The organism is Rhodococcus sp. 14C212, assembly GCF_011058195.1.
Lineage (GTDB): Bacteria > Actinomycetota > Actinomycetes > Mycobacteriales > Mycobacteriaceae > Rhodococcus > Rhodococcus aetherivorans.
Map to the genome: position 1 here is coordinate 168,113 of NZ_JAALEH010000003.1, position 23,659 is coordinate 191,771.

24 protein-coding genes are annotated in these 23,659 nt (G+C 67.7%); 12 read left to right on the top strand and 12 right to left on the bottom strand.

Going from position 1 to position 23,659, the window contains the following annotated elements:
* Window positions 1–26: 26 nt before the first annotated feature.
* From G6038_RS02915 to G6038_RS02925, 3 genes are all read right to left on the bottom strand, one after another.
* Window positions 27–518: a nuclear transport factor 2 family protein gene (locus G6038_RS02915; RefSeq protein ID WP_165035827.1), complete on the bottom strand. Its 492-nt coding sequence runs from the start codon at window positions 516–518 to the stop codon at window positions 27–29.
* 348 nt (window positions 519–866) lie between these two features.
* A complete protein-coding gene (locus G6038_RS02920; RefSeq protein WP_165035828.1) occupies window positions 867–1,304 on the bottom strand; it encodes a hotdog domain-containing protein in 438 nt (145 codons plus the stop codon).
* A gap of 20 nt (window positions 1,305–1,324) precedes the next feature.
* Entirely contained in the window at window positions 1,325–2,119 is a 795-nt protein-coding gene (locus tag G6038_RS02925; protein WP_165035829.1) for a glucose 1-dehydrogenase, read from the bottom strand.
* 163 nt (window positions 2,120–2,282) lie between these two features.
* Between G6038_RS02925 and G6038_RS02930 the strand changes: the two genes are divergently transcribed.
* The 10 genes from G6038_RS02930 to G6038_RS02975 all read left to right on the top strand — a co-directional run bounded on the left by G6038_RS02930 (window position 2,283) and on the right by G6038_RS02975 (window position 12,923).
* A complete protein-coding gene (locus G6038_RS02930; protein WP_165035830.1) occupies window positions 2,283–3,431 on the top strand; it encodes an acyl-CoA dehydrogenase family protein in 1,149 nt (382 codons plus the stop codon).
* Window positions 3,432–3,461: 30 nt separating this feature from the next.
* A complete protein-coding gene (locus tag G6038_RS02935) occupies window positions 3,462–5,399 on the top strand; it encodes a 2-oxoacid:acceptor oxidoreductase subunit alpha (RefSeq protein WP_165035831.1) in 1,938 nt (645 codons plus the stop codon).
* Window positions 5,396–6,475, top strand: a complete 1,080-nt coding sequence (locus G6038_RS02940; protein ID WP_165035832.1) for a 2-oxoacid:ferredoxin oxidoreductase subunit beta — start codon at window positions 5,396–5,398, stop codon at window positions 6,473–6,475. The genes G6038_RS02935 and G6038_RS02940 overlap by 4 nt, the downstream gene beginning before the upstream one ends.
* A 210-nt stretch (window positions 6,476–6,685) precedes the next feature.
* The gene (locus G6038_RS02945) at window positions 6,686–7,093 is read left to right on the top strand and encodes a nuclear transport factor 2 family protein (protein WP_165035833.1); all 408 of its coding nucleotides are present in this window, start codon (window positions 6,686–6,688) and stop codon (window positions 7,091–7,093) included.
* A 15-nt stretch (window positions 7,094–7,108) separates the two neighbouring features.
* Window positions 7,109–8,665 carry an AMP-binding protein gene (locus tag G6038_RS02950; protein ID WP_165035834.1) on the top strand — a complete coding sequence of 519 codons (1,557 nt, stop codon included), beginning with the start codon at window positions 7,109–7,111 and terminating at the stop codon, window positions 8,663–8,665.
* The gene (locus tag G6038_RS02955) at window positions 8,662–9,129 is read left to right on the top strand and encodes a hypothetical protein (RefSeq protein ID WP_165035835.1); all 468 of its coding nucleotides are present in this window, start codon (window positions 8,662–8,664) and stop codon (window positions 9,127–9,129) included. The genes G6038_RS02950 and G6038_RS02955 overlap by 4 nt, the downstream gene beginning before the upstream one ends.
* On the top strand, window positions 9,126–9,542 hold the full coding sequence (locus tag G6038_RS02960; protein ID WP_165035836.1) for a MaoC family dehydratase: 417 nt from the start codon (window positions 9,126–9,128) through the stop codon (window positions 9,540–9,542). The genes G6038_RS02955 and G6038_RS02960 overlap by 4 nt, the downstream gene beginning before the upstream one ends.
* A gap of 30 nt (window positions 9,543–9,572) precedes the next feature.
* On the top strand, window positions 9,573–10,412 hold the full coding sequence (locus G6038_RS02965) for a mycofactocin-coupled SDR family oxidoreductase (protein ID WP_006934097.1): 840 nt from the start codon (window positions 9,573–9,575) through the stop codon (window positions 10,410–10,412).
* A 7-nt stretch (window positions 10,413–10,419) separates the two neighbouring features.
* Window positions 10,420–10,935, top strand: a complete 516-nt coding sequence (locus tag G6038_RS02970; protein WP_165035837.1) for a pyridoxamine 5'-phosphate oxidase family protein — start codon at window positions 10,420–10,422, stop codon at window positions 10,933–10,935.
* A gap of 5 nt (window positions 10,936–10,940) precedes the next feature.
* Window positions 10,941–12,923, top strand: coding sequence for an FAD-dependent oxidoreductase (locus G6038_RS02975; protein ID WP_165035838.1), 1,983 nt, complete (start codon window positions 10,941–10,943; stop codon window positions 12,921–12,923).
* Between the two features lie 229 nt (window positions 12,924–13,152).
* Here the strand turns inward: G6038_RS02975 and G6038_RS02980 are convergent, their stop codons facing one another.
* Window positions 13,153–14,778, bottom strand: coding sequence for an NAD(P)/FAD-dependent oxidoreductase (locus G6038_RS02980; protein WP_165035839.1), 1,626 nt, complete (start codon window positions 14,776–14,778; stop codon window positions 13,153–13,155).
* A 263-nt stretch (window positions 14,779–15,041) separates the two neighbouring features.
* Between G6038_RS02980 and G6038_RS02985 the strand changes: the two genes are divergently transcribed.
* Window positions 15,042–15,350 carry an EthD family reductase gene (locus G6038_RS02985; protein ID WP_165035840.1) on the top strand — a complete coding sequence of 103 codons (309 nt, stop codon included), beginning with the start codon at window positions 15,042–15,044 and terminating at the stop codon, window positions 15,348–15,350.
* Between the two features lie 86 nt (window positions 15,351–15,436).
* On the opposite strand, the gene G6038_RS02990 is transcribed toward G6038_RS02985, so the two are convergent.
* The 7 genes from G6038_RS02990 to G6038_RS03020 form a co-directional block, all read right to left on the bottom strand.
* Window positions 15,437–15,859 carry a nuclear transport factor 2 family protein gene (locus tag G6038_RS02990; protein ID WP_165035841.1) on the bottom strand — a complete coding sequence of 141 codons (423 nt, stop codon included), beginning with the start codon at window positions 15,857–15,859 and terminating at the stop codon, window positions 15,437–15,439.
* Between the two features lie 33 nt (window positions 15,860–15,892).
* Window positions 15,893–17,689: an NAD(P)/FAD-dependent oxidoreductase gene (locus G6038_RS02995; RefSeq protein ID WP_165035842.1), complete on the bottom strand. Its 1,797-nt coding sequence runs from the start codon at window positions 17,687–17,689 to the stop codon at window positions 15,893–15,895.
* A gap of 25 nt (window positions 17,690–17,714) precedes the next feature.
* On the bottom strand, window positions 17,715–18,557 hold the full coding sequence (locus G6038_RS03000) for a mycofactocin-coupled SDR family oxidoreductase (RefSeq protein WP_029546539.1): 843 nt from the start codon (window positions 18,555–18,557) through the stop codon (window positions 17,715–17,717).
* 39 nt (window positions 18,558–18,596) lie between these two features.
* The gene (locus G6038_RS03005) at window positions 18,597–19,142 is read right to left on the bottom strand and encodes an SgcJ/EcaC family oxidoreductase (protein ID WP_165035843.1); all 546 of its coding nucleotides are present in this window, start codon (window positions 19,140–19,142) and stop codon (window positions 18,597–18,599) included.
* A gap of 108 nt (window positions 19,143–19,250) precedes the next feature.
* Window positions 19,251–20,372, bottom strand: a complete 1,122-nt coding sequence (locus G6038_RS03010) for an NDMA-dependent alcohol dehydrogenase (RefSeq protein WP_165035844.1) — start codon at window positions 20,370–20,372, stop codon at window positions 19,251–19,253.
* A 294-nt stretch (window positions 20,373–20,666) separates the two neighbouring features.
* Window positions 20,667–21,407 carry an FCD domain-containing protein gene (locus tag G6038_RS03015; protein WP_165035862.1) on the bottom strand — a complete coding sequence of 247 codons (741 nt, stop codon included), beginning with the start codon at window positions 21,405–21,407 and terminating at the stop codon, window positions 20,667–20,669.
* A gap of 188 nt (window positions 21,408–21,595) precedes the next feature.
* Window positions 21,596–22,381, bottom strand: a complete 786-nt coding sequence (locus G6038_RS03020; protein ID WP_165035845.1) for an enoyl-CoA hydratase/isomerase family protein — start codon at window positions 22,379–22,381, stop codon at window positions 21,596–21,598.
* Between the two features lie 212 nt (window positions 22,382–22,593).
* Between G6038_RS03020 and G6038_RS03025 the strand changes: the two genes are divergently transcribed.
* Window positions 22,594–23,331 carry an FCD domain-containing protein gene (locus tag G6038_RS03025; protein WP_240918265.1) on the top strand — a complete coding sequence of 246 codons (738 nt, stop codon included), beginning with the start codon at window positions 22,594–22,596 and terminating at the stop codon, window positions 23,329–23,331.
* Window positions 23,332–23,416: 85 nt separating this feature from the next.
* Here the strand turns inward: G6038_RS03025 and G6038_RS03030 are convergent, their stop codons facing one another.
* The gene (locus G6038_RS03030) at window positions 23,417–23,614 is read right to left on the bottom strand and encodes a ferredoxin (protein ID WP_003938422.1); all 198 of its coding nucleotides are present in this window, start codon (window positions 23,612–23,614) and stop codon (window positions 23,417–23,419) included.
* Window positions 23,615–23,659 lie beyond the last annotated feature (45 nt).

The following is a 23,659-nucleotide window of genomic DNA, read 5'->3' on the forward strand; positions in this document are numbered from 1 at the left end:
CCTTGCGTCGAGGGGAATGTGGCGAATCAGCGTGCGTAGACGGGGGTGGTGGTACCCCGGGGAACGATCATCTTGTCGAACTGCGCCTGCTCGATCAGGGCGGTGTCGCAGAACTCGAGCATGGCCGCGATCTTGTCGTCGCGGACGGTGACGATCCAGCAGTACTGGTTCTTGTACGCAACTCCGTTGCGGCCCATGCCATCCGAACGGCAGAATACGACGACGCGCCCGTCCTCCAACGAGAGGACGTCCTCGACCTCGAGTGGCTTGATGCCATATTCCTGGCTCAGGCCCTGCACGGACGGGCCTTCGCGCTCCTCGCCGCGGAAGTTCGCGCCGAGAAAGTCGTTCTGGATGGACTCGAGACCCTTGTAGGTGCCCGAGATGGGAGTGGATCCGATCAGGGTCCAGGTGGCATCGGGGTGGAAGTAGCGGGTGAACGCGTCTCCCACTCCCTCCGAATCGCCGCGGACGGCGGCGAGCCAGTTCTGTACGACCTTCTTTTCGTTGGTTCCCATGTCCATTCGCTTTCGTGATTCCGGGGCGGGCTGCTCCCGCGCCGGTCGACAGGTCCGTCCCGGGGAAAGCCGTCGTCGATGCTCGCGCATCGGCGGTGATGGGACGGGGGCTCTCCTGCAGTCGCTCGGGCCTCTGCTGATCGTCGAATCGACTGTCGAGCGGGAGTTGCGTCGCTCAGGGGCGAGCGCCTCCGCGGACGGTTCGGCACTGGAGTCGAAGTGATCCAGATCACCGATGTTGAGGACTGTATACGGAATTCGGGGAGTGTCAATGGATTTCAAGAATCCCGAAGACGCCGAAGGGGGCGTCCACTCGGTGGAGTGGACGCCCCCTTCAGCTCGGGGGAGCTACTGTTCCGTTGTCTTCGGCGGCTCCAGCGTGCGGAGGGCGGCGAGCAGCCGCTCCGGGATCGGCGCCTTGTTTCCGTCGGCGCCGCGCACGGCGAACGTGATCTTGCCGTGGGCGACGAGTTCGTCGCCGCGCTCGAAGTCGAATCCCAGCGCGTACGACGTGGTGCCGAGGTGGTCGAGGACGACCGTGCAGGTCAGCTCGTCGAATACCTCGCAACTGGTGATGTACTGGCACTCCGACTTCAGGCCCACGGTGTAGACGCCGACGGTGTCGAGCATCGTGTGGCTGTCGAGGCCGAACGAGTGCAGCCAGACGCTGTACGTGCGCTCCATCCACGGGTAGTTGATGGCGAAGTACGAGATGCCGACGGCGTCGCAGTCGCCGTAGGCGAGCTGGAAGCGCTGCTGCGTGACGGCGGTGGTGGCGGTGGTCATGTCTTGTCCTTCCGAGCGGATCAGGGGTGGCCGCCGTCGACGGTGACGATGGAGCCGGTCGTGAAACTCGAGGCGTCGCTCGCGAGGTAGAGGGCGGCCCCGACGATCTCGTCGGGCTGTCCGCCGCGCTTGGCGGCGAAGCGCTGCGCCCGCTGGGAGAACGCCTCCATGTCCCACGAGTTGCTCACGTCCGTGAGGAAGGTGCCGGCCATGATCGCGTTGCTGCGCACCGTGGGACCGAACGCGTGCGCCATGCCGATCGTAATCGCGTTGAGTCCGGCCTTGGCGGCGGCGTAGGGCAGGATGTCCGGCCGGGGGTGGACGGACCCGGCGCTGGAAATGTTGATAATGGATCCGCCGTCGCCCTGCGCCATGCGGGTTCCGACGAGTGCCGCGAGCCGGAACGGACCCTTGAGGTTCACCCCGATCACCTTGTCGAACAGCGTTTCGCTGACGGTGTCGAGACTGTCGTACAGCGGGGACATGCCCGCGTTGTTGATCAGCACGTCGATCTTTCCGAAGTGCCCGTAGGCCGCCTCGACGAGTTCCTCGATCGACTCCCATCTGCCGACGTGGAACGAATGCGCAAGCGTCTTGCGTCCCGTTTCCTCGGTGATCTCGTCGGCGGTGGCCTGGCAGGAGGCCAGGTCACGGCTGGCGATGACGACGTCGCAGCCGGCGCGAGCCAGCCCGAAGGCCATGGCGCGGCCCAGGCCGCGGCTGCCGCCGGTGACGATCGCGGTGCGGTCGGTCAGATCGAACGCGCGGGCGGGGTCGAACCCCGGGCGGGTCCGGCCGGTCGTTGAATCGGTCATCGAGTTCCTCCACTGGTCCTGGTTGACGGTATCCAATTCCTTGCTATTGTGATCATAGATTAGCGGATAGTGATCCAGTTCACGACAATGGCCGAGACCGCGCCGAGTCACACCGCCGTGTCGCACCCGGTGGATCGGACGCATCGCCAGAACGGAGTACAAGGTGAGTGACGACCAGCAGGACCTGTTCGCCCTGCCGCAGCGGTACCTCGACCTCCAGCGGGAAGCCCGTGCCCTCGCGGCCGAGTGCGCCGACATCGCCGCGCGCGCCGACGAGGCGGACAGCTTCGATCCGGACGTCCGCAAGCGGCTGACCGCGTCCCGGCTCACCGAGGTCGTCGTGCCGGCTGCCTACGGTGGTCGCTTCGAGAAGGTCGACTCTCTCGCGGTGACCATCGTGCGCGAGGCACTCGCCGCCGAGTCGGCCCACCTCGACTCCATGTTCGGCATGCAGGGCATCGGCAGCTACTGCATCAGCGTCGGCGGCTCCGAGGAACTCAAGGCGGAGTGGCTGCCCAAGGTGGCCCGGCTCGAGGCCGTGGCCGCGCTCGGCCTGACGGAGCCGCACGTCGGCTCCGACCTCAAGGCACTCAGCACCACCGTCGTCGAGCGCGACGGCAAGCTGATCGTCGACGGGCACAAGTCCTTCATCACCAACGGCGGCGACGCGGACTTCTACAGCATCCTCGCCCGCGAGGGCGACGGATACTCCCTCGTGCTGGTCCCGGCCGACGCGCCGGGCCTGCGCATCGAGCACCCGCACCAGATCATCGCGCCCCACGTGCTCAGCGACGTCATCCTCGAGAACGTCGAGATTCCGGTCGGCAACCGCATCGGGGAACCGGGCAAGGGCTTCGGGCTCGTCCTCGCGACCCTCGCCACGTTCCGCGTGTCCGTGGCCGGCGCCGCCGTCGGCGTGGCCCAGGCCGCGCTGAACGAGGCGGTCGCCCACGCCAAGACCCGCGAGGGCTTCGGCGTCAGCCTCGCGCGTCTCGGATCGGTGCCCGAGCACCTCGCCTCCTGCTGGACCGACATCGAGATGGCGCGCTCGCTGACCTACCGCGCGGCCGCTGCGTCGGCCCGCGACGCACGCGCCAATCTGCACCTGTCGTCGATGGCGAAGGTCGGTGCCACCGAGGCGGCCGCCCGCGTCGTCGACCGCTCGGTGCAGATCATGGGCCGCTTCGGGCTCGTGCGCGGCGGGAAGCTCGAACGCCTCTACCGGGAGGCCCGTCCCATGCGGATCTACGAGGGCTCGACCGAGGTGATCTTCGATTCCCTGGCCAAGCAACTCGTGAAGGAAGCCCACTAGGGGCAGAATGCGGACCAGAGGCAGGCACCTATGACAACGGACGCGAACACCACCAAGCTGGAGCGAGTCGTCATCCGCTTCGCGGGCGACTCGGGCGACGGCATGCAGCTGACCGGCGACCGGTTCACCTCCGAAGCGGCCGCGTTCGGCAACGACCTCGCGACGCAGCCGAACTTCCCCGCCGAGATCCGGGCGCCGCAGGGCACGCTGCCCGGGGTGTCGTCGTTCCAGATCCAGATCGCGGACCACGACATCCTCACCGCGGGTGATCGCCCGGACGTCCTCGTCGCGATGAACCCGGCGGCGCTGAAGGCGAACATCGGCGACCTGCCGCGCGGCGGCACCGTCATCGTCAACACCGACGAGTTCACCAAGCGCAACCTGTCCAAGGTCGGCTACGCCGCCAGCCCGCTCGAGGACGGCAGCCTCGACGAGTTCGTGATCCACCAGGTGCCGATGTCGAGCCTGTCGGTCGGGGCGGTCGAGCCGGCCGGCCTGAGCCGCAAGGACGGGGAGCGCGCGAAGAACATGTTCGCGCTCGGGCTGCTGTCGTGGATGTACAACCGGCCGGTGGGGCGGATCGAGGAGTTCCTGCGCACCAAGTTCGCCAAGAAGCCGCAGGTCGCCCAGGGCAACCTGCTCGCATTCCACGCCGGGTGGAACTACGGCGAGACCACGGAGACGTTCGCGACGACGTTCGAGGTGGCCAAGGCGGACCTGCCGCCCGGCACGTACCGGCAGATCACCGGTAACACCGCCCTGGCCTACGGCCTGGTGGCCGCCGGTGAGCTGTCCGGGCTCGAGGTGTTCCTCGGGACGTATCCGATCACTCCCGCCTCCGACATCCTGCACGAGCTGACCAAGCACCGCAGCCTCGGCGTGACCACCTTCCAGGCGGAGGACGAGATCGCCGCCATCGGCGCGGCGGTCGGTGCCTCCATCGGCGGCGCCCTGGGCGTCACCAGCACCTCCGGTCCGGGCCTGGCCCTCAAGAGCGAGGCCATCGGCCTGGCCGTGATGACCGAGATCCCCCTCGTGGTGATCGACGTGCAGCGCGGCGGACCGTCGACGGGTCTGCCGACCAAGACCGAGCAGTCCGACCTGCTGCAGGCGCTGTACGGGCGCAACGGCGAGTCGCCGGTCGCGGTGCTCGCGCCGCGCTCGCCGGCCGACTGCTTCGCCACCGCGGTCGAGGCGGCCCACATCGCGCTGACCTACCGGACCCCGGTGCTGCTGCTGTCCGACGGCGCGATCGCCAACGGCTCGGAACCCTGGCAGATCCCGCGGGTCGACGAGCTCGCCCCGATCGAGCCGGGCTACGAGACGGGCCCGGACGCCGCCGGTGCGCCCCTGCGTCCCTACGCCCGGGACCGCGAAACCCTGGCCCGCACCGTGGCGATCCCCGGGACGCCCGGCCTCGAGCACCGGATCGGTGGCCTCGAGAAGGCGAACGGCAGCGGCAACATCTCCTACGACCCGGCCAACCACGACCTGATGGTGCGCCTGCGCCAGGCGAAGATCGACGGGATCTCGGTCCCGGACGCCGAGGTCGACGATCCGTCGGGGCGGGCCGAACTGCTGATCGTGGGATGGGGCAGTTCCTACGGGCCGATCGGCGAGGCGTGCCGCCGGGCCCGACGTCGCGGCACCGCGGTCGCCCACCTGCACCTACGGCACCTGAACCCGTTGCCGCGCAACCTCGGCGAGGTGCTCGGCCGGTACCGCACGGTGATCGCACCCGAGATGAACCTGGGACAGCTGACGAGCGTGCTGCGTGCGCGCTACCTCGTCGACGTCCAGCCGGTGACGAAGGTTCAGGGTCTGGCCTTCCTCGCCGACGAGATCGTCGACGCGATCGATGCCGCGCTCGCCGGCACCCTGCGCGAGCTGGAACACGCCAAGACCACCGCCGCGCTGGCTGCGGCCGAATACCGTCCGGAGCCGGACCGCGAGGAGGAATCGGCATGACCGAGTTGATCAGCCGCGTGGGCACCGATCTCGGACTGAGCGCCACCGCGCTCGTCCCGACGACCGACACCGCGCAGAAGGCCAAGGACTTCACGAGCGACCAGGAGGTGCGCTGGTGCCCGGGCTGCGGTGACTACGTCATCCTGGCCGCGATCCGCAACTTCCTGCCCGAACTCGGCCTGCGGCGCGAGAACCTGATGTTCGTCTCGGGCATCGGCTGTTCGAGCCGGTTCCCGTACTACCTCGAGACCTACGGCCTGCACTCCATCCACGGCCGTGCGCCGGCGATCGCGACCGGTCTGGCCGTCACCCGGCCCGACCTGTCGGTGTGGGTGGTCACCGGCGACGGCGATGCCCTCTCGATCGGTGGAAACCACCTGATCCATGCGTTGCGCCGCAACGTGAACCTCACGATCCTGTTGTTCAACAACCGGATCTACGGCCTGACGAAGGGGCAGTACTCGCCCACGTCCGAGGTCGGGAAGGTCACCAAGTCGACGCCGATGGGTTCGGTGGACCACCCGTTCAACACCCTGTCCCTCGCTCTCGGTGCCGAGGCCACCTTCGCGGCCCGCGCGCTCGACTCCGACCGCAAGGGTCTGACCGACGTGCTGCGCCGCGCGGCCGAGCACCGGGGCACCTCGTTCGTCGAGATCTATCAGGACTGCCCGATCTTCAACGACGGCTCCTTCGACGTGCTGCGCAAGGAGGACGCCGAGCAGCGGGTGATCCCGCTACGCCACGGTGAGCCGATCGTGTTCGGCGCCGAGGGCCAGAAGTGCGTCGTCCGTGACGGATTCGGACTGCGCGTGGTGGACACGGCGACGGCCGATCCGGGGTCGATCGTGGTGCACGATGCGCACGCCGGCGATCCGGAGTACGCCTTCGCGCTGTCGCGGCTGTCCGACCAGGACCTCGAACACACCGTGTTCGGCGTATTCCGCAGCGTCGCTCGTCCGACGTACGACGACCTGGTGCGGGAGCAGAACGAGAGCGCCCGCGCCGGCGGTCTCGACCGGCGAGACTCCCTGCAGTCCTTGCTGACCGGACACGACACCTGGACCGTATCCGAATAGCGCCGACGTCCGAACAGCGCCGACGTCCGAACAGCGTCGACGTCCGAACAGCGTCGACGTCCGAACAGCGCCGACGTCCGAACAGCGCCGATCGCCGTCTCCCGGCGCGGAAACTCAGGTCCTCCTACCCCTAGACAATGCGCATGATTAGTATAAAGTGACTGCCATCACATCCCTTCCCCCTCCCTCCCCTCGGCAGGAGTAGTCGTAATGTCGCTCAGGAACGAAATCGAAAACGCCCTCGCCCGCTACGCTCTCGCCTACGACGACGGCGACATGGACGGCGTCGAGCGCGTCTTCGGCGAAACCGCCGTGTTCACCATGAAGATCGGCGACGGCGACCTCATCGGGCCGCTCAACGGCCGCGAGGAGATCATGGGCCTGTTCCGCGGCGCCCACGAGACGCAGACCGACCAGCGGCGGCACATCACCACCAACCTGCTGATCGACGAGATCGACGAGAAGAACGTCCGCACCGTGTCGTACCTGCTCATCACCTCCGCGGAGAACGGTGCCCTCCGGGCCCTGTCCACCGGCAAGTACGAGGACGAGTGGACCAGGAGCGGCGGCGACTGGGTCCTCACCAAGCGGCACATCGCCCTCGACCTTCCGTACTGAGCCTCCGGAGACACCATGACGATGAACCAGGGCCTCATCCCCGCCAAGTGGGCCGCCCTCACCCCGAACCGCATGGCGTTGTACGACGTCCCCAACGATCGCCGCATCACCTTCGCCGGACTCGACGAGCGCGTCCGGCGCCTGGCGAACGGACTGCGCGGACTCGGACTCGAGAAGGGCGACCGCGTCGCCGTGCTGACGAAGAACAGTATCGAGTTCCAGGAGCTGTTCTTCGCCGTCGGTCGCGCGGGGCTGATCCTGCAGCCGCTGAACTGGCGACTCGCGACCCCCTCCCTGCTCGGGCTCGTCGCCGACGCCACCCCGAAGGTGCTCATCACCGCGTCCGAGTTCCGTTCCGTGGGAGAGGAACTGAGTCGATCCACCACGGTCGACCACTGGCTCGAGTTCGGTCCGGGGGGTAACGGAACGTACGAGGAGCTGCTCGCGAGCTCCAGCCCGGCCGAACCGATCTGGACGCCGAGCATCGGGGGAGACGACCCGTTCTTCATCCTCTACACCGGCGGCACCACCGGGGAATCCAAGGGTGCGCTGCACTCGCACACCAGCGCGGCCGCCGGCATGCTCAACCAGACCGTCGCCGAGCGGGTCGTGCCGACCGACGTCTACATGCTCACCGGCCAGATGTACCACATCCCGGTGGTGCTCTCGATGAACTACATGAAGCACGGATGTCCGGTCGTACTGGTCAATTTCGAGGCCAAGCAGGCGCTCGAGATCATCGAATCGGAACAGGTCTCGGCGTTCCTCGGCATCACCACGATGCTGAACTGGATGATGGCCGTGGAGAACTTCGACTCCTACGACCTGTCGAGCCTGCGCAACATCCAGTACGGCGGCGGCCCCATGCCGTCCGCGATCGTGCGCAGCGCGCTCGAGGCGTTCCCCTGCACCCTGATCCAGGGATACGGCCAGACCGAGGGCACGACCATGTCGTTCCTGTCCCAGGAGGACCACCTCGATGCGGTCAACGGCATCAACGAGCACCGGCTGAAGTCCTGCGGCCGAGAAGGATTCGGCACCACGATCCGGGTCGTCGACTTCGACGGCAACGAGGTCCCCAAGGACGGCAGGACCCCCGGCGAGATCGTGGTCCGCTCCGAGGCCAACATGCTCGGCTACTGGAACAAGCCGGACCTGACCGCGCAGACCCTGCGCGACGGCTGGATGTGGACCGGCGACGTCGCGGTCTGGGACGAGGACCACTACGTCTACATCGTCGACCGGGCCAAGGACATGATCATCTCCGGCGGCGAGAACATCTACAGCATCCAGGTCGAGGAGGCCATCGGCGCCCATCCCGCCGTCCTCGAATGCGCCGTCATCGGCATCCCCGACGACGAGTGGGGCGAGGTCGTCAAGGCCGTCGTCGTGCTCAAGCCCGGGCACACCGCCACCGAACAGGAGATCATCGACACCGCCAAGCGGAACCTGGCCTCCTACCAGAAGCCCCGCTCGGTGGACTTCGTCGACGCCCTGCCGAAGGCACCGACCGGGAAGATCATGAAGCGGGACCTGCGGGCGCCGTACCTCGAAGCGACGGCGGCCCGATGACCGTGGACACCGGACGCCGGGTGCCGACCGAGGCCGAACTCGCCGAACTCGTCGGCACCCGCTTCCCCGGCGGGCAGGCCACGCTCGAGCCGTGGTGGGTGCACCTCGTCCTCGACAGCATGCTCGCCGATCCCGCCGACGGCGGTGCGCACCCGGTGCTGGTGTTCCTCGTCGCCACCGGCGCGATGGGCTGGAGCTGGGACGAGTTGTTCGCGGTGTTCGGGGCCACCGAGGCCGACGGCCCGATGGCCGGGGAAACCGAGACGGTGGTGCACCGGCCGCTGCGCGTCGGCGCCACCTACCGCGTGTCGGGCGAGATCGTCTCTGCGACGCGCAAGGTGGGCCGGCGCACCGGCGTCTTCGACATCGTCGGCTACCGCCTCGACCTGCACGACGAGGACGGCGCGCACTGCGCCTCCACCACCAACTCGATCGTGTTCCCGCGGCGAGGGGAGACCGCATGAAACCCACCGTCGGACAGAAGATTCCCGAGCGCACCATCGACGCGGTGGACCCGGCCCGGATGAAGACCCTCTCGGCTCTCATGCGGGACCCGAACCCGATCCACTTCGATCGGAACGCGGCGAGCGCGCTGGGCCTCGGCGACCGCACGGTCAATCAGGGCCCGAGCAACATCGCCTACGTCGTGTCCATGCTCGGCTCCTGGGCCGGCGGCGTGGACCGGGTCACCGGATACCGGTTCAGGTTCCTCGGCAACGTATTCGAGGGAGACAGGCTGCGGGCCGCGGGCGTGGTGACGGACGTGGAGGAGACCGCCGACGGCCTCCTGGTGCGCTGCGACCTCACGCTCGACGTCCTCGGCGGAGCGCGCGTACTCGAAGGCACCGGGACCGTCCTGGTCCCCGCCGATCGTTAGACAACATTTCCCACGAGAGGGGCGACAATCATGGCAGGACGAGTAGAAGGCAAGGTCGCGTTCATCACCGGGGCCGCCCGCGGCCAGGGTCGCAGCCACGCGCTGCGGCTCGCCGAGGAGGGCGCCGACATCATCGCGGTCGACATCTGCGAGAACATCGACTCGGTGACCCCGTACTACCCGCTGGCCACCGAGGACGAGCTGAAGGAGACAGTCCGGCTCGTCGAGGCTCTCGACCGGCGGATCGTGGCGCACCGCGCCGACGTCCGGGACCGCGCGGCACTGCAGCGCGCCTTCGACGACGGGGTGGCACAGCTCGGCGGCGTCGACATCGTGGTCGCCAACGCCGGCATCGCCACCTACGGCCGCTCGTGGGAACTCACCGCCGAGCAGTGGCGCGACATGATCGACGTCAACCTCACCGGCGTCTTCAACACCGCGGTCGTCGCGATCCCCACGATGATCGAGCAGGGCCGTGGTGGGTCCATCATGTTCACCAGTTCGATCGGTGGCCTCAAGGGAATTCAGCAGGTCGCCCACTACGTCGCCGCCAAGCACGGCATCGTCGGGCTCATGCGGACCATGGCGAACGAGCTCGGCCCCCACAGCATCCGGGTCAACACCATCCACCCGACGAACGTCGACACCATCATGATTCAGAACCCCGGCACGTACGGCATGTTCTCCCCGGGAGATCCGGAGCCGTCGCAGGAGAAGGCGATGCCGGGCTTCATGTCGCTCAACACGCTGCCGGTGCCCTGGGTCGAATCGATCGACATCAGCAACGCGGTGCTGTTCCTCGGCAGCGACGAGGCACGGTACGTCACCGGAGTCACGTTCCCGGTGGACGCCGGCGCGTACGTGAAGTGATGTGACGATGGCCGTCGGAATCGACGACAACGAGGATCTGCGTACGCTGCGGGTCGACGAGGCAGGCATCGCCGAACTCGTTGCGGCGCAGACCGAATGTACGTTCGCCTTCAGCACGGCGGCCGGGTGGCCCGCCGGGGTGGTGATGAGCTACCTGCACCACGGCGACCGGTTCTGGCTCACCGCCGCGAAGGACCGTGCGCACGTACGTGCCGCGATGCGCGATTCCCGTGTGACGCTCGTGATCTCGAATGCCGGCACCGGCCTGCCCGGCAGGCGGATGCTCGCCGTCCGCGGCCGCGTCACCGTCCACGCCGACGCGGAGACCAAACGCTGGTTCTATCCGGCGTTCGCGCAGCGCCATGCTCCGACCGATCCCGCAGCCTTCCAGCGACTGCTGGACAGCCCCAACCGAGTCGTCCTGGAAGTCCGTCCCGTGCGCATCGCGGTCAGTCACGACTCGACCAGGATGCCGGGCGACGGGCGCGGCGGCTCGCTCGGGTCTCGACCGAACAAGGAGTGAACGATATGACCGCGGATCCGGACTCCGCCTACGCCCATCTGCTCTCGCCGTTCCAGATCGGCCCGATGAAACTGCGCAACCGCGTGGTGCTGCCGCCGCACGCCTCGGCGATCGGCAACATCTTCGGGTCCGAGGCGGACGCCGAACGCAACCTCGCCTACTACGTGTCCCGGGCGAGGGGCGGAGCCGCATGGTTCGACAGCCTCAGTGCCTGGGTGCCGAACACCGGTGTGATCCCGGGGTTCGAGCCCACCGGCGTCGGCGCCACGGTCGAGGGCCACTACAGCCTGCCGATCTTCGTCGAACGCGTGCAGGCGTATTCGGATGCCCTGCACGCCGAGGGCGCGGTGGCGACGGGGCAGATGGTGCACCAGGGCGGCATGCCGCACGGTGCGTCGTCGGTCCTGAGTGCTCCGGTGATCAACAACGTTCCGCACAGGCTGAACCGGGACGAGATCGCCTACTTCGTCGGCCGGTACAAGTTCTGTGCGGAGCAGGCCCAGAAGGCGCGCCTCGACGGCGTCGAACTCCACATGAACCACGACGATCTGCTCGAGTACTTTCTCTCGCCGCTGACCAACAAGCGTGACGACGAGTACGGCGGCTCGATCGAGAACCGTTGCCGGTTCCCGGTCGAGGTGCTGCGGGCCATCCGCGACGTGATCGGATCGTCCATGGTCATCGGCATCCGGCTGAACCTGCGCGAGGAGGTCCCGGGCGGCTACGACATCACCGGGGCCATCGAGATCGCGCAGTACCTCGAGAGCACCGGCCTCGTCGACTACTTCCACGGCGTGGTGGGCAGCCCGTGGGGCAACCCGTCCTACATCCAGCCGCACTTCTACGAGGCCGGCCAGTGGAGCGATCTCGCCGGGCAGCTCAAGCGGGCGGTGTCGCTGCCCGTCGTGCACACGGGCCGCATCAACCACCCCGACGTCGCCGAACGGATCCTCGCGGCCGGCGACGCCGACGTCGTCGGCATGGCCCGTGCGCACATCGCCGAGCCGTCGATCATCGAGAAGGTGCGCACCGGCCGCGTCGACGAGATCCGGCCCTGCGTCGGCGGTAACGAGTGCATCAGCCGCCGCTACGTCGAGGGCCTGCCGTTCGGCTGCGCGGTCAACCCCGTCACCAGCAACGAGGTCGACGGGCCGTGGCCCACCGTGACCGACCCCAGGCGCGTGCTCGTCGTCGGTGGCGGCCCGGCGGGCATGGAGTTCGCGGCCCTGGCCCGGGAGAAGGGCCACGACGTGGAGTTGTGGGAGGCGTCCGAGGTGCTCGGCGGCCAGCTGCGCACCGCGATCAACGCGCCCACGTACGACATGTTCGAGAAGTACCTGGACTGGCAGCAGCGCCGGCTCGAGCGGGCGGGCGTGAAGATCGACTACCGGCACGCGGCGACGAAGGCGGAGATCGAGGCCGCCGGATTCGACGTGGTGGCGGTCGCCACCGGATCCACCCGCCGGATCCCGGACATCCCGGGTGTCTACGGCGACAACGTCGCCGACATCCGCGACGTCCTGAACGGCGACGCCGCGGTCGGCAAGCGGGTCCTGATCGTCGCGCAGGACGATCACATGCCGCCGCTGTCGCTCGCCGACTTCCTCACCGATCGCGGTCACGACGTCACCCTCGTCTACGCGACTCAGGTCGCGGGCCAGCTGCTCGGCCGCTACATCGTCGGCGCGATCCTCGGGCGCCTCGACGAGAAGGGCGTGCAGTACCGGTTCATGGAGGACGTCGTCGAGATCACCCCGACCGGAGTGGTCACCCGCAACGTCTACTCCGGGCGCACGCACCAGGTCGACGGCTTCGACTCGGTGGTGCTCGCCTGCGGTGGCATCGGGGACGCCGATCTGTACGAGAGCATCAAGGACGGCCCGGCTGCAGAGGGCGAGCGGGAGGTGCACATCCTCGGTGACGCCTACGCACCGCGCCGGCTGGTGTTCGCCACCCGTCAGGCATTCGCGCTCGCGAAGCTGATCTGACGGACACCACGACGGGGGTGCGGGCGTTCGGGCCTGCACCCCCGTTTCGGTGTCCGTCGTCGACGAGCGGGATGTTGCTGTGTCGATCGGGAGGTTGTCGTCGTCGCTTCTCGCGTTTCGGCGCGAAATCCTCCCGCTCGGCGCGAGATCCTCCCGCGCGACACGAACGACGCAGCGAAACGCGCCGGACGACCGCTGGTCGCGATCGCCCGGCGCGAGATCCGCCGCATCAGGTCAGGACGAATCCCTTGAACTCGGCGTCCCGGACCTCGTTCCACGTCTGCTCGTAGAGCACGATGCCGCCGGCGTAGGGCATGAAGATCTGCGGCTTACCGGGCACATTCGCGCCGCGGTACCACGACCCGGACTCGCCCTGCGGCCACAGGGTCATGTTCGCGATCTCCTCGACCGTCTCGACCCACGCGTTCTGCGCTTCCTCGGTGGCCTCGATCGTGGTCAGTCCGTTCTCGCGCATGTGATCCATCGTCTCGACTGTCCACTCGACGTGCTGCTCGATGGCGGTCACCATGTTCGACAGCACCGACGGGCTGCCGACGTTGGCGATGATGAACATGTTGGGGAAGCCGGCGGTGCCCAGGCCGAGGTGTGTCTTCGGGCCCTCCTGCCACGCCTTCTGCAAGGGCAGGCCGCCCCGGCCGCGAATGTCGATCTGGGTGAACGCGCCGGTGAAGGCGTCGAATCCGGTGGCGAGAACGACGGCGTCGAACTCGTACTCGGTGCCGTCGGCGAGATGCATACCGTGTGCGGTGAAGCTGTCGAGGGGCTTCTTGCGCAGGTCGACCATTTCGACGTTGTCGCGATTGAAGGTCTCGTACCAGTCGGTGCCGACGACGGGCCGCTTCGCCCCCATCGGGTAGCCGAACGGCTTGAGGCTGTCCGCGACGTCCGGATCGTCGACGATCTCGTCGATCTTGGCCCGGATGAAGTCACACACCGAGTCGTTCGCCCGCTGGTCCACCATCAGGTCCGCGAACGCGCCGAGGAAGGCGATTCCGCCTCCCTGCCAACGCTTCTCGTACTCGTTCCACCGCTCCTCGTCGCTGACGTCGAACGCGGCCTTGGGGTTGTCGTCGCGGATGCAGCCGGCGGCGGCGGTCCGGCAGGCACGGCGTCGCTCGCGGTAGTTCGCCTTGACGTTCGCGACGAATTCCGGATCGAGCTTGTGGTTGCGGGCGGGAATGACGAAGTTGGCGGTGCGCTGCAGCACGGTCAGCTGGCCGGCCTGCTTGGCGATCTCCGGGATGGCCTGCACACCGGAGGATCCGGTGCCGACGGCGGCGACCCGGAGACCGGTGAAGTCCACTCCCTCCTCCGGCCACTCGCTGGTGCGGTAGATCGGCCCCTGGAACTTGTCGAGGCCCGGGACGTCGACGTCCTTCGGGACCGACAGGCAGCCGACGGCCATGAGGCAGAACCGTGAAACGTACTCGTCGCCCTTGTCGGTGCGGACGTGCCACTTCTGCTCGCCCTCGTCGAAACGGGCTTCGGTGACGGTGGTTTCGAGGCGGATGTCGCGGCGCAGGTCGAACCGGTCGGCGACGTGCGAGAGGTACGCCTGCAGCTCGGGCTGCGACGGGTAGCGCTCACTCCACTCCCACTCCTGCTCGAGCTCCTCGTCGAACCCGAAGGAGTAGTCGTGGCTGTCCACGTCGCAGCGGGCGCCGGGGTAGCGGTTCCAGTGCCAGGTGCCGCCGACCTCCTCGCCCTTGTCGAGCGCGACGGCGGTGTAGCCGTGGCGGCGCAGCTTCCACAGCAGGTACAGCCCTGCGAAGCCGGCGCCGACAACGACGGCGTCGACCTCGCTCGCAGTGGTGGAGGTGGGGGTTGCAGTCATCGGATGGCCTCTCTGACTGGGGGATTCGATCGGATGTGCCGATGTCGCCGCCGGGCTCGCGGCTTCGGTGTGCCCGGCGGGGGCGCGATGCGACCGGATGATCTACCGGCCGCGGAAAAGTTTGTGACGGGTATCACTCTATCAATGCGAATGGATATAATCAAAGGTGGGGAGCGGATATATTTGGCGGGCGTTTCCACGCCCCCCGCGTGCGGGGCCGCTTCCACCCGGAAATCTCCGAATCACCATGGAAAGAGGTCGACATGTACCGACTCGTCGCCGCGTACAACCACCCCGAGGATCCCGAGAAGTTCCTCGACCACTACCGGAACGTCCACTCGAAGCTCGCGCTGAAGCAGCAGGGGATCAGGAACTTCGAGTGGGGCGTGTGCTCCACCCCCGACGGCAGCACCCCGCAGCACTTCCTGATCGCGGTGTGCGACTGGGACAGCAAGGACGCCATGCTCGCCGACATGGCGTCTCCGGAAGGGCAGCAGGGCGCCGCCGACCTCGAGAACTTCGCGCAGGCCGGCGTCTCGTTCGACTTCTACGAGATCACCAAGGACATCTGATCGGGGACCCCTGACCGGGGACACGCGGCAGGGGTGGGGACCGCGAAGTCCCCACCCCTGCCGCGTGTGTTGCTGCCGTGCTCCGGTCAGGCGTCGAAACCGTCCATCTGCGGGGTGGTGAGACCGGTGATGATCCGCTCGGCGATCTTCCAGCCGTCGGCGGTGCGGACGTAGCGGTCCTCGTTGAGCGCGATTGCCTTGATGGCGGCGCCGTTCTTCATCTCCGCTTCGGAGAAGACATAGTTCGTACCGGTGGCGTGGTCGTCGTCCTCGAAGTCGATGACGTGGTTGGTGATGATGTGGAACTGCTTGTCGACTGCCTGTGCGTCCCGCTCGAAGAAGTCGAGGATCTGCTCGTGGCCCTCGTACCGGGTCAGGCCCACGGCGCTGGCGTCCCACGCTCCGTCGGATGCGAAGGCGGACAGTGCCTCCTTGGGGTCGAATCGATCGAGGCCACGGGCGTAGAGATGGGTGATGCGGATGATCTCGTTGATGTCGTCGGCGCGCATGTGTCGGTCTCCGATGTACTCGATGGGAGGGGGTCAGGGAACGGACGGCAGGTCGATGCCGTCCAGGTCGGCCTTGATCTGGAGTGCGAGGTACTTGTTGTAGATGCGGGCGAGGGTGAGATTGCCGCCGCTGAACCAGAACCCGTCGTGACCGGAGCGCCGCCACACCGACCGGATCTCGCCCTCGTCGTCGAGGCCCCAGACCGGCCCGCACCTGTCGGCGACGGCGTCGCCCAGGATGCGGCGGGCGGTGTCGAGGATGCCCCGGAACCCGGTGGCGAACACGACGGTGTCGGCGGGCACGAGGGTGCCGTCCGACAGGACCACTCCCTCGGGAACGAACCGTTCCACGGTCTTGCCTGCGACCAGCCCGATCGTCCCGTCGGCGATGAGCCGGGACGCTCCGACGTCGATGTAGTAGCCGCCGTTCCGGGTGAGGAAGAGGTCCATCGCTCCGGTTCCGCCGTCGCCCAGGTGATGACGGAATCCCCGGGCGCTCAGGGCGTCGAGCAGGTCGCGATCGATGTCGGCCATGGCCGCGACCGCGGTGCGCAGTCCGTCGACGAACCCCTCGTCCCGTCGCGCGAACGACGCTCCTACGAGGTCGGCGATCTCGGTGGGCGCGGTGTTCTCGCCGTAGGCCGGTTTCAGCATGACGTCGACCACGGTGGTGCCGCCGACGACGTAAGTCGGGCCCCGCTGGACGAGGGTCACGTGCGCGCCGGTGTTGTACAGGTCCTGAGCGATGTCGTGGCCGCTGTTCCCGGTGCCGATGACGACCACGTCACGGCCGCTCCGTCGCGGGTCCGTCGTGTACCGGCCGGAATGCAGCAGCTCGCCCGCGAATTCTCCGGTCCCGGGGATGTCCGGTACGAGCGGCTCGGTGCCGCTCAGGCCGGTGGCCAGGACCACGTGCCGCGGGCGCAGCACCCGCCGTTCACCGCCGCGGTCGAGCAGCACCTCCCACCGCTTCGTCGCGGGATCGTACGAGGCGCTCACGAGTTCCGTGCGGGTCCACACGTTCAGTTCCATGGCTCGGGCGTAGATGTCGAGCCAGTCGCCCATCTTGTCCTTCGGTGTGAACACCGGCCAGGTGGGTGGGAACGGCATCATCGGCAGATGGTTCGACCACACGGGGTCGTGCAGCACCAGCGAGTCGTAGCGGTTGCGCCAGTTGTCACCCACACGCTCGTTGCGCTCGACGACGAGCGCGTGGACGTTCATCGCGCCGAGGTAGGCGGCGAGCCCGAGACCGGAATGTCCGGCGCCAATGACGAGGACCTCCGGATCCCGCTCGGTGCACTCGGTGGCGACGCGCCGGCGGTCGGACCAGTGGGTGGTGACGCGTTCGCCGGGTTCCGGGGCGCCGTTCGGACGACGCTCTCCCACAGCCGGTTCGGCGCCCGTCAGGCTGTCCAGCGCAGTCAGCACGGCGGTGGCGCGCCAGCGGCCCGCATCGTCCGGGGTCAGTCGCGCGACGCCACGGACGTGTCCGAACCGGATGGTGAGACGGAAGAGCAGCTGTACGACCGGCGGGCCGTCGCCCGTCGGCAGCAGAACCGGCGGGGTGGCGGAATCGAGCGCCTCGTCGCGGACCTCGAGCTCCGCCGCGCCGGTGAGCAGCGGGCGGATCGCCGATTCGCCGTGCAGGCTGCGCAGATCGCCGGTGAAGGCGAGCAGGTCGCGCCACCACGCGTCCGTGGCGAGAGCGTCCGGGTGGTCGTCGGTGCTCCCCGATCGGAGCGCACCGGCGAAGTCCGCGAGCCAGCGTTCGGCGACCGCGGCGGGGTGGGCGGGATCGAGGCGCAGTGTGTCGAGTCGAGCAGTCATGTGGTCTCCCGTTCGTCCGGCCGGATCAGCGGAGGGTGTAGCCGGCGTCGACCTTCAGCTCGGTGCCGGTGACGTACCGGGCCTCGTCGGAGGCCAGGTACAGCACCGCGTTGGAGATGTCGATCGGCTCGATCCACGGCACGGGCAGGACGTTGGTGGTGGCGAAGACCGGTGCGGCCTGTTCCTGGGTGGGATGTTCGACGTCCGGGAGGAAGAGCCGGAAGCAGGCCTCGTTGAGGATCATGTCCGTGGCGACGCCGGTGGGATGCACGGTGTTGACGCGGATGCCGTGCGGACCCAGTTCCAGTGCGAGCGTGCGCATCAGGCCGACCACGGCATGCTTGCTCGCGGTGTAGGGCGCGACGTTCGGCGTGCCCTTCAGTCCGGCGGTGGAGCTGGTGATGACGATCGACCCCCCGGTGCCCTGTTCGATCAGGTGCGGGGTGACGGCCTTGCACGTGTGCCACACGCCCTTGAGATTGATGTCGAGGACGTCGTCCCAGTCGCGTTCGCTCACCAGGTGCGTCTCGTCGCCGAAGAGGAAGATGCCGGCGTTGGCGGCGACGATGTCGATCCGGCCGAGTTCGGCGATGCCCTCGTCGACCACGGCCTTGACGGCGTCGAAGTTGCGGACGTCGGCCTTGCGGGCGATGATCCGGCGATCCAGCGCCTCCACGGCGCGCACCGTCTCGGCCAGGTCGTCCTCGGTGGCGCCGGGGTAGAAGCGGGTGACGCTCTCGATGTCCTCGGCCACATCGAGAGCGACGATGTCGGCGCCCTCCTCGGCGAGGCGGATCGCATGGCTGCGTCCCTGGCCCCTGGCCGCGCCCGTGATGAAAGCGACCTTACCTGCTACCCGTCCTGTCATAGCTGCTCCTTCGGGGCCGCCGACGGGCCCGATCCGCCGTCAGCGGTAGGTGTTCCAGGTGGGAGCCGACTCCGGATAGTCGGCCTCGGTGTATCGGGTCTGGGGCCACCGAATCCGTTTGGTGGTACGGAAACTCGAGCCCATCGACTCGAACGGTACCGCGTACATGAACGACACGGTGCGTCTTTCGAAAAGCCATGTGCCGTCCCGGCGCACGTATCGGTCACGGTATCGGAACGCGGTCATCATCAGCGTGTCGTGGACCGCCAGTTCGGCGTGACCGGTCATGATTCCGCTTGCGTGCGAGTCGTCTTCGATCGTGACGAGGTGGATCTCGGGTGTGTGCAGCATGGTGTGGTACCGGTCCATGCTGGAGACGTAGAAGGGGCGGATCTGCTCACGGCCGCGCAGTTCGGTGCCGGCGACCTCGAAGACACCGTCCTCGGTGAACATCGACAGCACCGTATCGATATCGTGGTCGTCCACGGCCAGGGCGTAACGTCCGGCCAGGTCCCGGATCTCGTCCTTGGCGACGAGGCGGCTCAGGGCGGCGGAATCGAGGTCCGCGAGATTCGAGGCAGTCATCGGCTCTGTTCCTGTCGGAGGTACACGGATCGGGCCGGGACGGGGGGGTGGACCCCCGTCCCGGCCCGTGCCGGGCGACGATGTGCCCGGGGAATCGCGTGTGCCGATCTAGTCGTCGTACATGATGACGCCGCGAATGTTCTTGCCGTCGCGGAGATCCTTGAACGCGGTGTTGATGTCCTCGAGCTTGTAGGTCTTGGTGACCAGCTCGTCCAGCTTGAACTCGCCACGGCGGTACATGTCGGCGATGAGCGGGATGTCGCGACGGGCCGTCGTGGTGCCGTACAGGGTGCCCTGCAGGCGCTTGCCCGACATCGCGAAGGTGAACAGGTCGAACGGCACGTCGCGCTGGGTGACCGGCGCCGCCGACGTGAGCACCAGGGTGCCTCCGCGACGGGTCATCTCCTGCGCCGGGTTGAGCAGGTGCCCGTAGGCGATGTCGACGGTGATGATGACGACGTCGGCGCCCTGCCCCTCGGTCAGCTGGTCGACGACCTCGCGGCACTGTTCGAAGTTCTCGGTGGTGTGGGTGGCACCGAAGATCTTGGCCTGGTCGCGCTTGTACTGGACGGGGTCGATCGTGACGATGTTCTTGGCGCCCTTGTGCCGGGCGCCCTGGACCGCGTTCATGCCGACACCGCCGGTGCCGATGACGACGACGGTGTCACCGAGCTGGATGTCCGCCGCATAGACGGACGAGCCCCAGCCGGTCGGGACGCCGCAGCCGATCAGTGCGGCCTTGTCGAGCGGGATGTCCTTGCCGATCTTCACGCACGAGTCGATGTTGACCACGACGTACGGCGAGAAGGTGCCGAGGTAGGAGAACGGGCCGACACCCTGGCCCCGGGCGTGGATGCGATGGGTGCCGTCGGGTGCGAAGCCGCCGAGCACGCCGGCGCCCATCTCGCACATGTTGGACCGGCCGATGGTGCACATCTTGCAGTGGCCACAGGACGGCAGGAAGGACAGGACGACGTGGTCGCCGACCTCGAAGCCGGTGACGTCGGGGCCCAGCTCCTCGATCACGCCCGCACCTTCGTGCCCGCCGATGATCGGCGCCCAGTCGAGGGGGATGTCGCCGGTGTCGACGTGGTCGTCACTGTGGCAGATTCCGGAGGCGGCGAGCTTGACCCGAACCTCCCGGCTCTTCGGGGGATCGATCTCGATTTCCTCGACGCTCCAACCGGACCGGGTTCCCGGCTCCCACAGCAGTGCTCCGATGGTCTTCATGGCTTCTCCTCGTGACGAACGGGGGTGAAGGGCGCGGAGAGCGGCGGGGCGGCGTACGGCGCCGGCGCGTGCTCCGCGAATGGGATCGCGATGTGTGCATGTGATCACTATCACCATAACGATACGCATGGATATAAGCAATAGGGCGACGCGCCCAGGCGAACAGGTGGCGCGCGCCGAGCCGTGTCCACTGTGCGAGACCGGCCGTCCGGGGTGGAAACGCCACGGGCCCGCGCCGAGTAGATCCTCGGTGCGGGCCCGCGGTGAGTGCTGTTCTCGCCGGTGAGCTGCGGCTCAGCCGCCGAGCGCCTGGTTCCAGGGCAGGACCTGGCTCAGGAGTTCGGGGAACTTGCGCTCGGCGTACCGGACGTATTCGTTGATGTGGTCGCGCATCCGGTCCTCGGACAGGTCCGCGTCGTGCGAATTCAGCGCCTCGAAGATCTGGAGGTGCGCCTTCAGGGTCGTCTCCCGCAGCGGAGCGGGATGATCGACGCCCATCACCGTGCCGCCGGTGATCCGCAGCAGCGCGTCCGTCAGGTAGCCGAAGAGCGCGTTGCCGGTGGACCAGGCGATGACGTCGTGGAACTGCTTGTTCGTCTCGAGGAACGTGTCGATGTCCGCGGTGTCGAACGACTGCTGCATGCGGTCGACGGACTGCTTCAGCTCGAGCAGGTTCTCGTCGCTGATCCGCTCGGCGGCCAGGCGGCAGATGACGGGCTCGAGGGCGGTGCGGGCCTCCACGATCGTGCTGAGCGAGGCGTTCTGGAGCTGCATCAGCAGGATGATGGTGCTCGCCAGATGGGACGCGTCCGGATCGAGGAGGACGGGACCGCCCTTGGGTCCCGGCTTGAGGGCGATCATGCCCTGGAACTCCAGCAGCCGCAGTCCCTCGCGGAGGGTGCCGCGGCCGATCTGGTACTCCTCGAGCATCGCCTTCTCCGGGGGCAGCAGGTCCCCGGGCTGCAGACCTTTTCGCGCCGTATCCCGGACGATCTGCTGGGCGACCACCAGCGACGTCTTCGGGCCTCTCGACATTGCAGCCACGGAACCTCCTCAGCCTCTAGGCCTCCTGACTTCCGGGAAGCGGAGGCTGTCACGGCGGAGCGGGTGCTCGCCGTGTCGGCGGATCGGTCGGGCAACTTCCCCGGACGATCCGAATTGTGCACTGTACTCATTGTGCACGCGATTGTGCACATTGATGTGCACCATTATCGAACGTGTGCCTATTCGGCGGGCGGGAACTGCGGCTTGCGCTTCTCCAGGAATGCCTGCGCACCCTCGATCATGTCGGCGCTGCCGATCGCCTGGACGAGCATGCCGAGCCCGTTGCTGAACGAGTCCCGGGCGGAGTTCCACCAGATGTTCGAGCTGACCTTCGTGATCTCGAGGTAGCGCGGGCTCAGCGCCTCGAACTCGCGGCACAGCGAGCGGACGGACTCCTCGAGAAGCTCGTCGTCGACCACCTCGTTCACCAGCCCCATCTCGTAGGCGCGCTCCGCCGGGTAGCGCCGGCACAGCAGCGACAGCTCCTTGGCGCGCTTCTCGCCGATCTGGACTCCCATCACGTTCGTGGCGCCGCTGACCGGGGAACTGCCGACGCGGGGACCCGTCTGACCGAAGGTTGCCGACCGGCCGGCGACGGCAAGATCGCAGGCCACCACCAGTTCGTTGCCCCCGCCTGCCGCGGCACCGTTGACGGCCGCGACGACCGGGCGGGGGCAGGTGCGGATCGCGTCGAACAGTTCGAGCGACGAACGGTAGAGACCGCGCAATTCCTTGACGGTGGGCTGGCTGAGCTGGCCGAGCGAGCCGCCGGCGCAGAAGCTTCCCCCCGAGCCGGTGATGACCACCGAGCGGTACTCGGTGGCCTCGTGGAGCGCGTCGACCATGACCGCGCACATCTCGGCATCGAAGGCGTTGCGGCGCTCGGGCCGGTTGAGTCGGATCCACAGGCTCGAGTCGACGGATTCGAGAACGACGCTCGTGGTGGTGGAGGTGGGACTGCTCATCGGAACTCCTTCGGTCGAGGTTCCCGGATCGGCTCGGCGGGGTACCGGGGATGCGGGGCCGGGTCCGGAAGTGTCTCTTCGCCGGAAGGGCTCCAAGACACGAACTGTACGTTATAATCGTTAGCATTATTTTGAGCCATCGGGAAGTGGGGGAGTGTCCCATCCGGACAACGTTCCCGAACCGGCCGGTGCTCTCGGGAGGAGAAGGCGCGATGATCACAGGACGGGCGCCGAAAGCTGCCATGGTGGTGGCGCAGCACATCATCAGGGACGCGACCAGGCAGAACCTGGCGGCGGGCGATCTGCTGCCGTCGGAGCGGGTCATGCTCGAGAAGTACGAGATCGGCCGCGGCACGCTGCGGGAAGCGCTGCGGCTGCTGGAGTTCCAGGGCGTGATCGCCCTCAAACCCGGCCCCCGAGGCGGTCCGGTGATCCTGGATCCCGATGCGTCCCACCTCGCGAGCTCGCTCATTCTTCTCATGCAGCTCCAGGACGCCCCGTTCAGCGTCATCATCGAGGCGCGTACCGCCCTCGAGCCGATGATCAGCCGCCTGGCTGCCCAGCGCATCAGCGGGGAGACGCTGGTCGAACTCAAGGAGACCATCGACCGGATGCACGGCTCGCTCGGCGATCAGCACGAGTTCCTCGAGGCGAACAAGAACTTCCACGATCTGATCGCCTGGTCCTCGGGTAATCCGCTGTTCGGGTACATGGTCGATTCGCTGCTCGGAATCATGGACGGCACGGCGATCGGGATCGACTACCCACCGCACCGGCGCGAGGCCATCATCGTCGCGCACACCCAGATCTACGAGTCCCTCTCGCAAGGGGACCCGATCGGATCCGAGGAACGCATGCGCGACCACATCAACGCCTACCGCAGGTACGCGCAGCGCAAGTACCCGGACCTGCTCGAACAGGTCATCCAGTGGGACCGCGCCCTGGGCTGAGGCGCACGGCCGCACACGGAGGAAGGGGCCCCGGGTCGAACCCGGGGCCCCTTCCTCCGTCGTGCCGGCCGCTCGGAAGGTGTCGTCACTCGGTGACGACGGAGATCGCACGCTCGGGGCAGGACGCGGCGGCCTCGCGTGCGGCGTGCTCGTTGGCCGGGTCGTCGCCCCCGGGCAGGACGTACGCGTGGCCGTCCTCCTCGCGCAGCGCGAAGACCTGCGGGGAGGTCATGAAGCACAGCCCGTGGCCCTGGCAGTGGTTCTCGTCGACAACAACCTTCATCGGTCGCTCCTTCCGTCATCCGGATATCGAGGATGCCAGCTCGTT

Bases quoted from the DNA above. Each gene is read 5' to 3' on its own strand.
- G6038_RS02915 (WP_165035827.1), bottom strand. From the start codon at position 518: ATGGGAACCAACGAAAAGAAGGTCGTACAGAACTGGCTCGCCGCCGTC.
- G6038_RS02920 (WP_165035828.1), bottom strand. From the start codon at position 1,304: ATGACCACCGCCACCACCGCCGTCACGCAGCAGCGCTTCCAGCTCGCC.
- G6038_RS02925 (WP_165035829.1), bottom strand. From the start codon at position 2,119: ATGACCGATTCAACGACCGGCCGGACCCGCCCGGGGTTCGACCCCGCC.
- G6038_RS02935 (WP_165035831.1), top strand. From the start codon at position 3,462: ATGACAACGGACGCGAACACCACCAAGCTGGAGCGAGTCGTCATCCGC.
- G6038_RS02940 (WP_165035832.1), top strand. From the start codon at position 5,396: ATGACCGAGTTGATCAGCCGCGTGGGCACCGATCTCGGACTGAGCGCC.
- G6038_RS02945 (WP_165035833.1), top strand. From the start codon at position 6,686: ATGTCGCTCAGGAACGAAATCGAAAACGCCCTCGCCCGCTACGCTCTC.
- G6038_RS02950 (WP_165035834.1), top strand. From the start codon at position 7,109: ATGACGATGAACCAGGGCCTCATCCCCGCCAAGTGGGCCGCCCTCACC.
- G6038_RS02955 (WP_165035835.1), top strand. From the start codon at position 8,662: ATGACCGTGGACACCGGACGCCGGGTGCCGACCGAGGCCGAACTCGCC.
- G6038_RS02960 (WP_165035836.1), top strand. From the start codon at position 9,126: ATGAAACCCACCGTCGGACAGAAGATTCCCGAGCGCACCATCGACGCG.
- G6038_RS02965 (WP_006934097.1), top strand. From the start codon at position 9,573: ATGGCAGGACGAGTAGAAGGCAAGGTCGCGTTCATCACCGGGGCCGCC.
- G6038_RS02970 (WP_165035837.1), top strand. From the start codon at position 10,420: ATGGCCGTCGGAATCGACGACAACGAGGATCTGCGTACGCTGCGGGTC.
- G6038_RS02975 (WP_165035838.1), top strand. From the start codon at position 10,941: ATGACCGCGGATCCGGACTCCGCCTACGCCCATCTGCTCTCGCCGTTC.
- G6038_RS02980 (WP_165035839.1), bottom strand. From the start codon at position 14,778: ATGACTGCAACCCCCACCTCCACCACTGCGAGCGAGGTCGACGCCGTC.
- G6038_RS02985 (WP_165035840.1), top strand. From the start codon at position 15,042: ATGTACCGACTCGTCGCCGCGTACAACCACCCCGAGGATCCCGAGAAG.
- G6038_RS02990 (WP_165035841.1), bottom strand. From the start codon at position 15,859: ATGCGCGCCGACGACATCAACGAGATCATCCGCATCACCCATCTCTAC.
- G6038_RS02995 (WP_165035842.1), bottom strand. From the start codon at position 17,689: ATGACTGCTCGACTCGACACACTGCGCCTCGATCCCGCCCACCCCGCC.
- G6038_RS03000 (WP_029546539.1), bottom strand. From the start codon at position 18,557: ATGACAGGACGGGTAGCAGGTAAGGTCGCTTTCATCACGGGCGCGGCC.
- G6038_RS03005 (WP_165035843.1), bottom strand. From the start codon at position 19,142: ATGACTGCCTCGAATCTCGCGGACCTCGATTCCGCCGCCCTGAGCCGC.
- G6038_RS03010 (WP_165035844.1), bottom strand. From the start codon at position 20,372: ATGAAGACCATCGGAGCACTGCTGTGGGAGCCGGGAACCCGGTCCGGT.
- G6038_RS03015 (WP_165035862.1), bottom strand. From the start codon at position 21,407: ATGTCGAGAGGCCCGAAGACGTCGCTGGTGGTCGCCCAGCAGATCGTC.
- G6038_RS03020 (WP_165035845.1), bottom strand. From the start codon at position 22,381: ATGAGCAGTCCCACCTCCACCACCACGAGCGTCGTTCTCGAATCCGTC.
- G6038_RS03025 (WP_240918265.1), top strand. From the start codon at position 22,594: ATGATCACAGGACGGGCGCCGAAAGCTGCCATGGTGGTGGCGCAGCAC.
- G6038_RS03030 (WP_003938422.1), bottom strand. From the start codon at position 23,614: ATGAAGGTTGTTGTCGACGAGAACCACTGCCAGGGCCACGGGCTGTGC.